12 protein-coding genes are annotated in these 13,703 nt (G+C 49.2%); 7 read left to right on the forward strand and 5 right to left on the reverse strand.

What is annotated here, in order from left to right:
• Window positions 1–324: 324 nt before the first annotated feature.
• Window positions 325–954, reverse strand: a complete 630-nt coding sequence (locus DESTI_RS11040; RefSeq protein WP_014810038.1) for a DUF3157 family protein — start codon at window positions 952–954, stop codon at window positions 325–327.
• 461 nt (window positions 955–1,415) lie between these two features.
• On the opposite strand from DESTI_RS11040, the gene DESTI_RS11045 reads away from it, so the two are divergent.
• The gene (locus DESTI_RS11045) at window positions 1,416–1,778 is read left to right on the forward strand and encodes a hypothetical protein (protein ID WP_014810039.1); all 363 of its coding nucleotides are present in this window, start codon (window positions 1,416–1,418) and stop codon (window positions 1,776–1,778) included.
• Window positions 1,779–2,500: 722 nt separating this feature from the next.
• On the opposite strand, the gene DESTI_RS11050 is transcribed toward DESTI_RS11045, so the two are convergent.
• Both DESTI_RS11050 and DESTI_RS11055 read right to left on the reverse strand, forming a co-directional pair.
• Window positions 2,501–3,112, reverse strand: a complete 612-nt coding sequence (locus DESTI_RS11050) for a class I SAM-dependent methyltransferase (protein WP_014810040.1) — start codon at window positions 3,110–3,112, stop codon at window positions 2,501–2,503.
• 29 nt (window positions 3,113–3,141) lie between these two features.
• Window positions 3,142–4,845 (reverse strand): hypothetical protein, encoded by a 1,704-nt coding sequence (locus DESTI_RS11055; RefSeq protein ID WP_014810041.1) that lies wholly within the window; start codon window positions 4,843–4,845, stop codon window positions 3,142–3,144.
• 498 nt (window positions 4,846–5,343) lie between these two features.
• On the opposite strand from DESTI_RS11055, the gene DESTI_RS11065 reads away from it, so the two are divergent.
• The 3 genes from DESTI_RS11065 to DESTI_RS11075 all read left to right on the forward strand — a co-directional run bounded on the left by DESTI_RS11065 (window position 5,344) and on the right by DESTI_RS11075 (window position 8,999).
• Window positions 5,344–6,699, forward strand: a complete 1,356-nt coding sequence (locus DESTI_RS11065; protein WP_237671490.1) for a cytochrome B6 — start codon at window positions 5,344–5,346, stop codon at window positions 6,697–6,699.
• Window positions 6,700–6,866: 167 nt separating this feature from the next.
• Entirely contained in the window at window positions 6,867–7,352 is a 486-nt protein-coding gene (locus DESTI_RS11070) for a Fur family transcriptional regulator (protein ID WP_014810043.1), read from the forward strand.
• Window positions 7,353–7,703: 351 nt separating this feature from the next.
• Window positions 7,704–8,999, forward strand: a complete 1,296-nt coding sequence (locus DESTI_RS11075; protein ID WP_014810044.1) for a hypothetical protein — start codon at window positions 7,704–7,706, stop codon at window positions 8,997–8,999.
• 19 nt (window positions 9,000–9,018) lie between these two features.
• On the opposite strand, the gene DESTI_RS11080 is transcribed toward DESTI_RS11075, so the two are convergent.
• Entirely contained in the window at window positions 9,019–9,621 is a 603-nt protein-coding gene (locus DESTI_RS11080; protein WP_014810045.1) for an FmdE family protein, read from the reverse strand.
• 64 nt (window positions 9,622–9,685) lie between these two features.
• Window positions 9,686–10,294 (reverse strand): flavin reductase family protein, encoded by a 609-nt coding sequence (locus DESTI_RS11085; protein WP_014810046.1) that lies wholly within the window; start codon window positions 10,292–10,294, stop codon window positions 9,686–9,688.
• A gap of 281 nt (window positions 10,295–10,575) precedes the next feature.
• Between DESTI_RS11085 and DESTI_RS11095 the strand changes: the two genes are divergently transcribed.
• The 3 genes from DESTI_RS11095 to DESTI_RS11105 are packed head-to-tail and all read left to right on the forward strand — an operon-like array spanning window position 10,576 to window position 13,537.
• On the forward strand, window positions 10,576–11,670 hold the full coding sequence (locus DESTI_RS11095; RefSeq protein WP_041286142.1) for a FecCD family ABC transporter permease: 1,095 nt from the start codon (window positions 10,576–10,578) through the stop codon (window positions 11,668–11,670).
• Entirely contained in the window at window positions 11,667–12,455 is a 789-nt protein-coding gene (locus DESTI_RS11100; RefSeq protein ID WP_014810049.1) for an ABC transporter ATP-binding protein, read from the forward strand. Before DESTI_RS11095 ends, DESTI_RS11100 begins: the two co-directional genes overlap by 4 nt.
• A complete protein-coding gene (locus DESTI_RS11105) occupies window positions 12,452–13,537 on the forward strand; it encodes an iron ABC transporter substrate-binding protein (protein WP_014810050.1) in 1,086 nt (361 codons plus the stop codon). The genes DESTI_RS11100 and DESTI_RS11105 overlap by 4 nt, the downstream gene beginning before the upstream one ends.
• The last annotated feature ends 166 nt before the right edge of the window (window positions 13,538–13,703 follow it).

Below are 13,703 nucleotides of genomic sequence, written 5' to 3' on the forward strand. Positions count from 1 at the left end.
CAACAAAAATAGAGAGTTGGCATGGATGTTGTCCATCGGAAAAACCAGCTAACACAGCTAACAGAATTTGAAACGAGGAGTGATCAAACGAAACCGAATGAGACGAAACGTCGTGAAATTATTGAAGGTGAGTCGCAATTAAGTGCTATAAGAAGGCCCGACACCAATCCCGAATGCAGTGCTCTACCGGCTAAGCCACGTCCCGGCCGCGTAGAGATCGGCCAAATGGGATGTATTGTCAAGGAGAGGTCAGATGACCATCCCCGTTTCCTCGATTCAGGAAAATTCTAGCTATGCGTTCTCCGCCGCCCCCAAAAACATGCGCTAAGGACGCGTAATCACCAGCCCGCTCAGCAATTCATCGAAATCCGGCTGAAATTCTTCAAGAAGATTTTGAGCCGTATAGGTAATGAGCTGAATACAACCAGCTTTTCCGGTCCAATATATTCCGTAGTATGCAAAAGGAATTCCTTGAATCGAGCCGAGCATTTTCATCTTGAGGAAATTTTGTCCATTCACTCTGACATTTTGTTCGTCAGTTACCTCAAGGTCCTGGGCCACCTTCTTTCCATTATCAATCGCTATCTTCCGGAGGGTCTCTATCGGCACGGAAATCCTCTCAGCAATAACCATCGCTTGGCCTTCTTTGGAGGAATTCACGAGTTGATATTCAGCCACAGGATGCCGTGAATTCGGATTCAACGTCCATTTTTCAGGGTTGTACCAGAGTTCGTAGAAACCGGCTTTCCCTTTAAGAATGCTTGTGGCATTCTTCGTTTTTCTCAATTCCGTACCAGCCGATGATGACTCCTTGTCGGAAGCATACTTCCACGTTCCGTCAGAATTCAGGATGACTTTTCGACCTTCGTCGGTGGTGGCAGTCATCGCGTTAGCACAGACAACGCCGGCAGCGAACAGAACTAACATCATCTTGACTATCGAAAAATAGCGCATGGTTCCAGCCCCTCTGTAATTAGTCAGAACTGCAGATCTGTCTTCCCGATACTGTCAGACATCAGTTCTCATTGCAGAATTGTCATACGTGAGCATCCAGCCCCACTGTAGTTATTAGCTATTCCTTTCCCGTTTTCAAGCTCATTCTCAAAGAAAATGCAGTTTCGACATCGTAACGCCTTACATTTGAACCGGACACTGTGGCTTGTCAGTTACGAAAGTGCAGAATGGCCTTTCCGAACCGAGCATGTGAATATCTTGAGATTCATCACGCTTTGACAAAAGAAAGAGGGTAAGGATACCTCCAGCCTCCCGGACTATGAGAAGAAAAGCGAATCAGCACAAGAACAGAACCTTGTGCTAGGATTTTGTAAGGGAGTCGAGACTCCTTGACTCGCCATCGGCACATTGATTAGGGTCACGTTCGGTAGAGCAATCAACAGGAAAGGGGAATAGTCGTTATGGAGTCTGTCAACATACCGGAAGAGGCTCAAGATGTGATAGAGCGTCTCCTCAAATTGGCGCATCTGATCGAGATGAGCGATCACACTGCCGGGAAAATTGTGACGACGACTTCTTTTTCAAATCTTCCCAAAGTCATGTCAATCCTCCAGGACGTTGATATCGATAAAGGATTGAGGCTCATCCCAGGCCTAAAGGGATATAGGATCAGCGTCTGGTCGAGAACTGCAACGATCAGCTATGACCCTGCCATTTTACTGCCCCGTTTTTGGGAACAGTTCTTTCAAATTAGAAGAAATCCTTCCATGGAGAAGAATGTTCGAGAGAACTTCCGGGCGCTCTTTGTAAATCGATCCTGCTGAAAATTCGGATAGTCCAATCAGTGCCGAGCACAGGCCGTCTGCCGATAGGTAGAGATCGTCCGTCCTCCAAAAAAGAGAGTGGCAGAAGAAAGTGCTCTGCCACTCTCGAATTCGAGGCCGCATGGACAGAAAACCCTGATCCGTGCACCGAAACTCGAAGCGTTTACTGCGTGTTGGAATTGGTTATGTATTGGGTAGAAATAAATTCAGGTGAGGCGACACTGTAATAATTAAAAGATTCGATATGCGAAATCGTAGCAATTTCTGTGGTGAATCAATTTTACAATTCGGGGGTCTGTACCAATAACCCTCTGTATCAATATCCTCCCCTTGGTCTTTTCGCCGAGACCCTCACCCCATTGAACTGCGTCGCCCCACTAGTTTCTTTACACTAAGCAAACACAATGCCAACATTAAGATAACCTATGGTTACAGTAGTTTATGTAAATATGAATGGTTTCATCCTGTGGGTGTGGGCGAAAAACAACCGTAATCCCCATTCCCTGTTTTTCGGCTTAGAAACCTATCTTGATGTTAATTCATTAAGAATAGTCGATTTTTTGTTCTGTCTGTTTACTGATTGTTGTGTGGGAAAAAAACCCGAAGTGCGAAATTGACCGGGCAAAAAAGACTTGTGAAACAGCCAATTACATGAGTTGACACAACACCGGCCTGTTAGTTCCAAGGTTTTCAAGACTTTGACCATAATTCGTTTTGTTGAATCAGCGATTCCGAGTGGCTGAAAGCAGATATCCAAGTTCATCGTCCCGGAGCATGTCGATGCTCATCCCCGCAGCTCGGAAAAGATTGCGCATTTCCGTTTCTGCCGGGAGCATATCATGCAACACCGATACATCGGCTTTGCGGTGAAGATCGTTGATACCGGCCGAATTCATGAAGTGAAAGACAATGAATCTTCCTCCTTTCTTCAGAGCGGTTGCAAGACACCGAAGCGCAGCGGGTTTGTCATCAAAATGGGGGAATACATTGTGACAGAGCACAATGTCATAGTCCTCCGGAGCAAACGGATATGCTTCAACAGGTTCCAGGAGGAGCAACACATTTTCTCGTGTGCGCATGCGTCGCAGAGCTGCTTCTCTCATTTCCCGGCTGATCTCGAATCCGAGAACCATGCCCGTCGGTCCGACAGCTTGGGCGAGAATGGCAGTCAGTCTCCCTGTACCGCAACCCGGTTCAATGACGCGGTGTCCCCGACGGAGGTCTGCATACGCCAGCATTCGGTTTATTTTTGCAATCTCTTCCGCCCCATAGTCCGAGGCAGCCCAGGCTTCATTCACCTGGGAATCAAAGAATTCCGCTTTTGCTCTGTTCATGAGAAAACTCTCCTCAAAGATGCTATGCTCTAAAAATCCACTGTCAGGGAGACACATCCCCCAAGAATGGGGTCTATAGTACGGTCGGGATTTGTGCCGAAAGGATAAGCAGGGGTAGAGTCCGTCTGAGTGTCCCATCCGGGAATGCTTCTGTCAATCGAAGCATATTTGAACCATTTTCCCGGCTGCCAATAAGATATCAGTCCTCCCAGCGTATAGCGTTCCAGCAGCTTCCAATCAAAACCGGTCGTGACTTCCCAGCCCAGGGCTGTATCGGGAATATTTGGCGCGTTCCTGTGCTGTTTATAGGTAAGGACAGGAGTCCATGTTACTGTATCTACGAGCGTCCCGGCGGCATTCACGGTTCTCACTGCTGTGGCTGTCTGATTGGGTCTCAAGTATCCCCACCCGTAGCCGTGGGACGACCGTTCAGCCCAGAGAAAAGAGCTGAAAACATTCAAGTTGGCCGCAACCGAATAATCTACTCGAGAAGCAAGCACCCAGGCTGCATTGATATAGCCGTCTCCATTCACGTTAAATGCATTCACACCGGAACCGTAGGCATAACCGAGCAAATAGCTGTAAGGACGAAACACGTCATATGCTCCTTGACCTGCACCCTGGGTGTACGGTTGCTTGTTTATCAGTGCGCCTCCGCGCCGATCCGGGCCGGGCATAAAAGCATAGAGGAAACTCACCTTCGTCGGACCTGCCATGATTCCTGTTTCGGCCATGTATCTCCACGATTCCTTATATCTTGGGCCCGGAAGTGCCGTCACAAGGGTGTCGATGATTTCATTATAGTAGGCCAACTCGGTATTAAAAAAGAAGCGTCCGTTATTGTATTTAAGATAGAACGTGCCCAGATTCAGCAGTACGTCATATGGATAAAAGGTGTTGCGGGTAGCCGCTCCCGTGGGAGGAACCGTGACTATCAACCCCTGTGATTCCTTGCCCGCATGCCATCGCATGCCGGCCCAGAAGATTCCTATATCGACGGGACCATTCTGATAGTTCGCAAAGACCCGCACTGAAAGCTGTCTCAGATTGTTTTTATCGAGAATGTTGAAGAAATTGTACCGGGAGTTCAGTTCATAATCAGGCTGCAAGAGCCACTGAGGTCTTAGAGCCAAGCTGAGACGGAGCGGACCGTAAGGCGCTATCAGGGCGAGCCCTTCAGTCGTATTATTGCTGTACCCATTGAATTGAAGACCTGTTCCAAAAGCTTCCGGCCTCTTACCGACCGCGATTTGACCGAGAGGCGTCTGCGCGACTACCCACCACATGGTCCATTGCCCATCGGAGGTTGCCACATTAGTGCCTGGCTTGGTATTAGTCAAATAATCGGAATTGTTGGGGTCGCCGTACGCACCAAGGCGGTACTTGCCTCTGAAGCGTATAGCTTTGGTAACGGTGAATTGGGGCCACAGTTCAAGATTCTGATAAGCCTTAACAGCGTCGGATCCAGCAGCAAAGTCGTTTCCTTGCCGTCCGATCTGCCGACCGACCCAGGCATTGACTGCAGTATAATCCCCAGCAGATAGACCTCCAACGCCGACACTTCTATCTACATTGAACTGGCCGAAGAATCCCTGGTTTCCCTGCTGACCGTAGTATTCATACACATAGTTGAACCCGCCGTCCATGGAGAATTCCCAGGCCGAAGCCGGAGAGGAAACGAACGACACGAGGACGATACAAATGAGAACAATGGAAGACCGTACGAAAGGCATACCTCACCCTCCCTCCAAATTGCCAAATCCTGCTGCGGTTCTGACAAAGTGCACCGCCATGGATGGCTACAAAAAATTAAATCATGACATAGAATGCTACGGCAGAAGAATACGTAGCACTATCAAAAATGTCAAGTGTTTTCCATCCGGAAATGTGCTGATTATGTCAGGGATGTCATCCTTGAGCTGCAGGCGATCCGATCGGGCAATGCGCCATTGATGGCCAAACCGGTTTGTAACATATATAACAACCTTGTTTATTGATTTTTGGTTAGTCCCAGTTAAGACGGGCACAATGTCTTGACAGAGAATAGTTGCTCCACTATGATCAGAAATAGGAAGTATTCCTAACAACTGCTATGCAGTGCTTGCATAGGAGCTCATCTTCCGAAATCCTGGAAGAGAGGGCATTAGTAACTAACCCGACAAACAATTGGAAAAGGAGGTACTTTAGTGAAATTCGTACGACCCAAGTTAATCTTTGTTATGGCCTGCTGCATGATTGTGGCTCTTGCTGGATTGATCTATGCTGAATCCAAGAAGGTCCCAAGCAGTTATTCTCCGGTTGTCATCACTGAGCCCTTTGATTCGATTATGACTCGGATGAAGGCAGCCAAACCTGAAATCGAGAAGAAACATACCGACCTGCTCAGTTCTCGTTACGATCTCAGCAATAAGCCGGCCCAGGGCGTTACTATGTCCCGGGGGAAGGCAATACAGGAAGGCGTGCGAGTCAAGCTTCCTCAGGGCGGCGTTACATGGGAGCAGCTCGCTGCCATGACACCCGAGCAGATTAAAGAAAAGAATGTATGGCCTGAAGGCTTCTATCCGCTTCCTCATCCGAATCATCCTGAAGGCGGCATGGTCTTCCCGAAGACGCACATAGAGGAAATCAAGAAACAGGAGCAAAGAGACCTCACGCGCTTCGACCTGGATTTCGACCTGCCGGACCACGTTTTGCCGGAATCTCCTGCTGCAATCTTTTTGACAACAAGACCGGACCTTGGGGACGTTTCCAAGGGTAAACTGGTGACCATCGACAATTACTTCGAGCTATTTAACGGAATTCTTAACCCCAAACAGCTTGAGGGTCTCAGACTTCTTGTTACTCCATTTCCTCAGCAGCAGTTCAACCAGACGGACGATCGTCGTTCCGAAAAGCCTTCTCGTGGAGTCACCTGTTTTGATTGTCACGCAAACGGGCATACGAACGGGGCTACTCACCTGGTGGGTGACATTCGACCCCAGGAATTTCGCCATCGACTCGACACTCCTACACTGCGAGGAGTCAACATTCAGCGTTTGTTCGGTTCTCAACGCGCCCTGAAGAGTGTCGAGGATTTCACTGAATTCGAACAGCGTGCGGCCTATTTCGACGGCGATCCTGTCATAGCAACCAAGAAAGGCGTCAACGTTCTGGAGCGGGGCAGTCAGGTGCATTTCATGGCTGAATTCCAGGAGCTTCTTGACTTTCCACCTGCCCCCAAGTTGGATATCTATGGGAAACTCGATCCCCAAAAGGCATCCGAGCTCGAACTAAAGGGTCAGGAAGTGTTTTTCGGAAAAGCCAAATGCGCAGTGTGTCATCCTGCCCCTTACTATACGGATAACCTCATGCACAATCTGAAAGCCGAGCGATTCTTCAAACCGAAAATGATAAACGGAAGAATGGCTTCCGCTGACGGACCGATCAAGACCTTTCCCCTCAGAGGCATCAAAGAGTCGCCTCCGTATCTTCATGACGGCAGGTTGATCACACTTGAAGACACAGTAGAATTTTTCAACCTCATTCAGGGTCTCAACTTGAATGCAGACGAGAAAAAGGCTCTCGTTGCCTTCATGAGGGCGCTGTAAACCCATAAACGTTCGGCAGGATCGGTGCCAACCTGCTGTCACAGCCCATCATCCTTCAGAGGTCGTTTGAACACCTCTGAAGGATCTTCATTTCGAACTGCCGGGGAACCAGGAACTTTTCGCGAATTGAGGCTACAGAACGTGAAGTACTTACAAGGATTTCTTCAGTGAAACAGTCCAGAAATCAAAAAATTGAGATGTTTCGCACTGTTTGTAAAGAGCACGCTATCAAAGTTACGCCTCAGCGCCTTGAGATTTTCCTTGAAGTTATTTCTGCCAACGATCATCCCTCGGCTGAAGAGATATTCAGACGTGTACAAAAAAGACTGCCTACTGTTTCACTCGATACGGTGTACAGAACGCTCAGCACGTTTGATGAGCAAGGATTGATCGCCAAAGTTCATTTTCTTGATGACAAAACGCGGTTTGACCCGAATACTCAGCAACATCATCACATGAGCTGTATCAAATGCGGCAGTATTACGGATTTCGTATGGCCGGAAATTGACGCGATGTCCCTCCCTTCCGAAGTAGAGGGATGGGGTAAAGTGAGCGACCGACACGTGCTCGTTCGTGGAGTATGCTCACGCTGTGCGGATAAAATCGATCGCGGAGACGGCAAAGATGCTGATACCAGTCCCAACGATTCATAAATTGCGTACAGATATTGTTGATTAGACAGATATTGTTGCTCCATTATTGCCGGCCTGCAAGCCGATTACAAAAAAGGACGGTCATTTCAGGTAAGTAGTTTTCTTCAATATTCCTTAGTCTTATACGAATTGTCCGAAAGAGTGCCGATTGACAAAAGCATTGGTAGGTGCCGGCCTCCATGTCGGCGGATGTTCAAAATAATCAATTGTGTCAATAGAATAGACCGAAAGAGACACCGACCGTGCTTATATCTTGACTTCGAGTGTGAGACGAGCATCAGAATTTTAAACAATTACTCTAACGCACATGAGTTCACTACAATCTGAAGTTGTTCTGAAATGGAGGTTTCCATGGAAATACTCTCCGAGAAGCGGGGCCTTGAGGACATGCTTTCTTTCAGCCTGATGGAGGCTCTCATTGGGCGTAGATCGAGAAGATTTTTCAGAGGAGCGGAAATTCCCGATGGGGTATTTGCATACAAATCTCGTCATGAACCCTTTCCTCTCTCCGAATTGGAAAAGCTCCTTGTGTTGGCTGCATGCGGGGGCAATACCGGGTGGAACTACATGATTTACCGGGCGGAGCACTATGCGCCGTTTCTTTCCAATTATGCCGGAGCAGCGGGAGGCCGCACGTTTCCATCCTCGGCCGGATTTCACACCAGCACGACGTTCTTTACTGATGATGAAGGTGTTTATGTCCTGGATCTACGAGATGCCCCTGCATGTGCAGAACCTGACGAGAGCGGACAAGTCAGTCTGGTGACAGTCCTGGATTTTCTCAAACAACATATCAGAAAGCTCCAGGATGGACGGCTCGGCATTCCCCCTGAGGTTCCTTATACCGAACCTCACAATACGTGGGTTGTCAATCGCCCGGGATCGTTTCTCGTAATACCGGTCGCGGATCTTGCGCAGCATGTTCTCCTCAATATCTGCTACATGCTGCAAAACGGTGTGGTCCTGACAGATGATATTAATAAACGCTCAATACCCGGAATCGAGAAATTCGGCCATATGGTGGATGTAAACAATACTTGGCCGTTGACTTTTGTCGAACAATGGTCGTTGGGAGAAGTCTCTGTAGAAGTGTCATTGAGCTGCTACGCCGGGGCCTTGATGTTGCAGGCAATGGGGCTCGGCGGCTGGATGTTCAACGGCATCGATCCTTTCAGCGTGCTTGGTGCCAGCGGCGATCCTGCTGTCCCGGGGCTGCGATTCCGTTATGACGAGAACGAAAACTGGCCGTACCCGAATCCCACGGGTCTCGAAGGCGTGATGGAAGGATTCTGTCCACCGCATTATAGTTCCATGCGTGAAGCGGTGGAAGCAGTGTGCCGGCGAAAGTTCGGTCCCGGAGGCCCTTTCAACCCAGATACTCCGGGAATTTGGAAGGACAGCCGCAAAGTTCGTTCCGCGGCTCAAGTGCATAATGAAGAATTCAAAGAATGTGTTGCACTACAGGCTCAATACATATTCGACACATTCGGCAAATTCCCCGGGACAGTGCCGTCCATGTTTCTGATCACCGTGCTTCAGGCACACCATCTCGATCTTGAATTTTACGATAAATTCTACAAATCCGGAGCATACCTGAGAACCCACGCAGCCCACATGGAACAATGGCATTCGGAGCCTCAGGACTAATTAGCCGGCGATTCTGCTATCACATGGCTCCTGAACAGGTCTTACACACAAGAACCCCGTCCTTCTGCTCCAGCCTTGATTGCATGGTCGGTTCCTGGCATTGGGCGCAGGATACGGACGGCTCGATAGTCGCTTTTGGAGGCAGTTCAACGGTGACGGATTCGATAGTGAACAGTTCCATCGGATCTCTTTCCAGAATGGCGAGGCTCCTTTGCTCGTGCAGGCTTCGAAACTCGGAGCGTTCCTGTTCGGTTGCCGTGTCCGTCCTTATTTTCTGAATAAGCTCCATGTGTCTTTCATTCGGCTGAAATGCGCCTGCACGAAGCGCCACTCTCACGCCATTTCCCGAGAGACGGCTGACGAGAGAAAACACGTTCTTGCCGTAATCCTTATAGATGAAGTTTCCCTTGCCAAAGGTGCACCCCGTGATGACCTGAACCGCATCGGCACTGCAGGCGTTGGTCTCGACGATTGCTACCAGTTCCTCATCCTCAGAGCGATTTTGTTTGAGCCATTCCATTCCGGCTGTAGCCGCTTTGAAACCGATAGCCAAACCTGGGCATACATGACCGTGAAAATCAACTGCTTTTTTCCAGGCATCGCTTGACTGAGCTTTATTCATGAGAATTGACCTCCTTTTGTGCAATCAGGTTAATTGTAATACTCTCCATCGGTAAATCCAGTATTCAGCAATCGTATTTCTTGGCCAGCGGGTCGTTGCCATCCTCAAACATGGCAGAAAACGGCTCGAAATGGTTTATCTCATGCACAGTACAAAAATTCATGCCTTTTCGCAAACTCGTCATCATGAGAGGCTGTGCTTTGGATAAATCGAGAGTCCCGTCAGGTGTGAGAACATCGTCACAAATCTCCAACCTGACCACTTGTCCCACTATGAGAACATAATGCGTTTCTTCATACAGTGTGACAAGCTTACATTCCATCCAGGCATAGCAACCCGCGATACCGGGAGCCTTAATCAGCTCCGATTTTTTCTCGTCCAATCCTGAAAAAGCGAACTCGTCGGCTTCCGGCGGTATGGGCTTTGCCGTGGGAATCACCTTATTCGCAAGCTGAATGCCCGGCAAGTTGATAACAAATTCTCCGGTATCTCGAATGTTCCGGAGGGTGTCGCGTTTATGGGCGGATGCGGCGCAAATGAGGTCGAGTGGGCGCAAGATCGGCATTATGCAAGACCATGGCGCAATATTCCTGATCCCGTCGACGCTCACCGTCGAGATGAACGTGATGGGAAGGGACATAACTCCCTCTCTGAGAAAGGGTTTCAGAATCATTGGTTTCTCCTCTGCAACTCATATGAACAGACGGCTATTCTTCGTCTCCGGAAATCGCCTTATGATTCGACGCGAGTCCCCATCGGACGACATCATGAATGCTTGACATCGTGGCACAGTTATTGATAATGATAGCACAGAAAGGGCTGCGGTTGTCAAGACGTGCTACTGATCGGCCTCTTCGGATGAATGCATGTGTGCACCGCTGACAGCACATTCCAAGCGGTTCCAGGATATATGCCCGATCTTCCCATGTCGCAGAACGGATAGGTACAGTCTGCATGGAGCGCTCCTCTGTCATTCAAGCATATACGGATTTGATCAGAAGGAAGATGCTGCTTTTCGTAATCTTCTCTTGCGCGGTTGTTGGGCTCGGGTGTTATGCACTGGCTCGAGGTTCGTTCGATATCTCTCCTTTGAGGGTGATTGCGACAGTATTCGGTCAAGGCGAGGGATCGACCGGAGTCGTTATCTGGAACATCAGAATGCCGCGCATTATTGCTGCAATAGTTGCCGGATGGTGCCTGGGGTTGTCCGGTGCGGTCATGCAGTGTCTACTGAAGAATCCGCTCGCGTCCCCATTCACTCTCGGAATTAGCCAGGGGGCAGCTTTTGGAGCTGCTTTTGCCATTGTAGTTCTGGGAGCGGGAGGCGCTGAGGTGGCCGTCGGCCATTCCAGCACTGTCCAAACTACCAGTGCCGCGGGACCTATGACGATAAAGAATATCTACTCGGTGACCTTTTGTGCTTTCATCGGGGCTCTCATCGGAACTCTCGTCATCTTGGCGCTGGCACGGTTGAAGAAGATGGCTGCAGAATCCATTATTCTGGCGGGGGTTGCCCTTTCATCCTTGTTCGTGTCGGGAACCATCCTCGTTCAGTATTTTGCAACAGAAGTCGAAATAGCGTCGGTCGTCTTTTGGACTTTCGGAGATGTAAGTCGATCGAACTGGCGTGAAATAGGTTTCATGACAGCTTCTGCAGTTGTGGTCACGTTCTATTTCGGTCTGAGATTTTGGGACCTGAATGCTCTCTCGGCCGGGGAAGACGTTGCACGCAGCTTGGGTGTGAATGTTGATAGGTTTCGTCTTATCGGCATGTTTCTTACGGCTCTCATAGCCTCACTGGTGACTGCTTTTCTGGGTGTCATTGCATTTCTGGGACTGTTAGCGCCTCATATCGGCAGACGTCTCGTTGGCGGAGATCATAGATATCTTATTCCTCATAGCTGCATAATCGGATCGCTCCTGCTTCTGCTCGCCGATACGATAAGTCGCATTCTGGTAGGCTCCGGCACGTTGCCAGTCGGGGTCCTCACGTCCTTTATGGGAGCGCCATTATTTCTCTATCTTCTGATGAGGGGGTATTCCCGGTGATTCTGTCGGTTAACGATGTAAGCTTTCGATATAACAGTCATCCCGTGCTTCAGGATGTCAGGTTCGAGTTGTCCGAAGGTCAAATACTTGGTGTATTGGGTGTCAACGGTGCAGGTAAATCCACCTTGCTAAAATGCATAAACAAAGTGTTGCGGCCGCAATGCGGCTCGGTACTCTTGGAAGGCAAGGATTTGTCTGCTCTTACGGGTGAAGCGGTTGCACGGCGGATCGGATACGTGCCTCAACGCTTCAGTGAAGACCGGATCACGGTCTTTGACATGGTCCTCCTTGGCCGCAAGCCTCATATCAAGTGGGCTGCAACTGAAAGAGACATGCAGGTCGTGGAAAGAGTGCTCACGTTGATGAAGCTCGGGGAACATGCATTGCGGCCCGTTTCCACACTCAGCGGGGGCGAAGCGCAGAAAGTTGTCATCGCCAGAGCGCTCGCACAGGAACCGAAGGTGCTTCTCTTGGACGAACCTACGAGCAGCCTGGATCTCAAGAATCAACTGGACGTCATGAATCTGATCGCCGATGTAGTGAGGACCGAAGGGATTTCCGTTGTTATGGCGATTCACGATCTCAATCTCACTCTGAGATTTGCAGACCTGTTTCTCATCTTGAAGAAGGGATCGGTGCACGCAATGGGAACCACGGATTCCATGACACCGGAAGTGATAGAGGAAGTGTACGGCGTGCATAGCATCTTGAGAATGGTCGAGGGGTATCCGGTTGTCATTCCGGTCCACTGCTGCAGAGGCGGGGCCGAAGGAGCGTGTTCATGAAGAGACTTTCTTTCGTGCTGTTTGGTGCTTTTCTCGGGTTGCTTCTCGTTCAAGGAGCAGTTTATGCGGAAAGAGTTACCGTATGCGACATGGGAAAACGGACTGTTGAAATATCGTCAAGCGCGCAGAGGATTATCTGTCTGAGTCCTGGAACCCTGAGACAGATTGTGTATCTCGGTGCATCCGATCGAGTGGTTGGAGTCGAAGAATTCGAGAAGACGCGTCCCTCCGGCAGACCATACATTCTAGCACATCCCGAGCTGACGAAGTTGCCGACTATCGGTCCCGGCGGTCCTGGGAGTATCAACAAGGAACCGGACCTGGAAGCGGTCCTCTCCGTTCGTCCGGATGTGATCTTTATTTCCTATATGGAGCCGTCCAATGCGGATGCACTGCAAAAGAAGCTGGGCATTCCGGTAGTTATTCTCTCCCACGGCAGGTTCGCCTCCTTCGACGCACTCATGTACGATTCGCTGAGGGTTGCGGGAAAAGTCCTTAACGCGGAACAGCAAGCAGAAAAGGTGATCTCGTACATTGAAAACGCAAGGAAGGATCTTCAATCCCGCACCGAAGGAATTGCCGAAAATCAGAAACCCACGGTTTACATAGGAGCCCTTGGATACAAAGGGATTCAGGGGATTGAGAGCACAGACCCAAGCTACACCCCTTTGGACTGGGTCCGAGCAAAAAACCTTGCCAAAACGGTTTCACAAAAGGACCATTTGTTTACGGATAAGGAGAAACTTCTCTCGTGGAATCCAGATATCATTTTCATCGATGCTGGTGGCCTGTCACTGGTGAAACAGGATTTTCAGAAAAAACCGGAATTTTATAAAGAGCTGAGAGCATTTCGCGAAAACAAGGTGTTCGTGGTCTATCCGTTCAACTATTATGTTACGAACATCAGCACAGCCGTTGCCGATGCGTACGCCATAGGAAAGATTTTGTACCCCGACCGTTTTGCAGATGTTGATATTCAAGCGAAATCCGATGAGATTTACGGATTTCTGTACGGGAAGCCCCTTTACAAAGCCATGGAAGAATCCTACGGACCTCTTGGAAGCTTACTGCAATTGAACTAGAATTCATCATCAGCGGAAACAGCGGAGTGAAACACGCGGAACGAGAGAATTAATGCTCCATGGGAACTTTTTCACATTTGCGAGCGTCAATAACGTTGAACTGAGTTGAAAGTCATCTGTTTCCGGTGCCAATATCATGCGGACAAAACATTATTGACCTTAATTG

Origin of the sequence: Desulfomonile tiedjei DSM 6799 (genome assembly GCF_000266945.1) — a bacterium.
In the GTDB taxonomy this organism is placed as follows: Bacteria; Desulfobacterota; Desulfomonilia; order Desulfomonilales; family Desulfomonilaceae; genus Desulfomonile; species Desulfomonile tiedjei.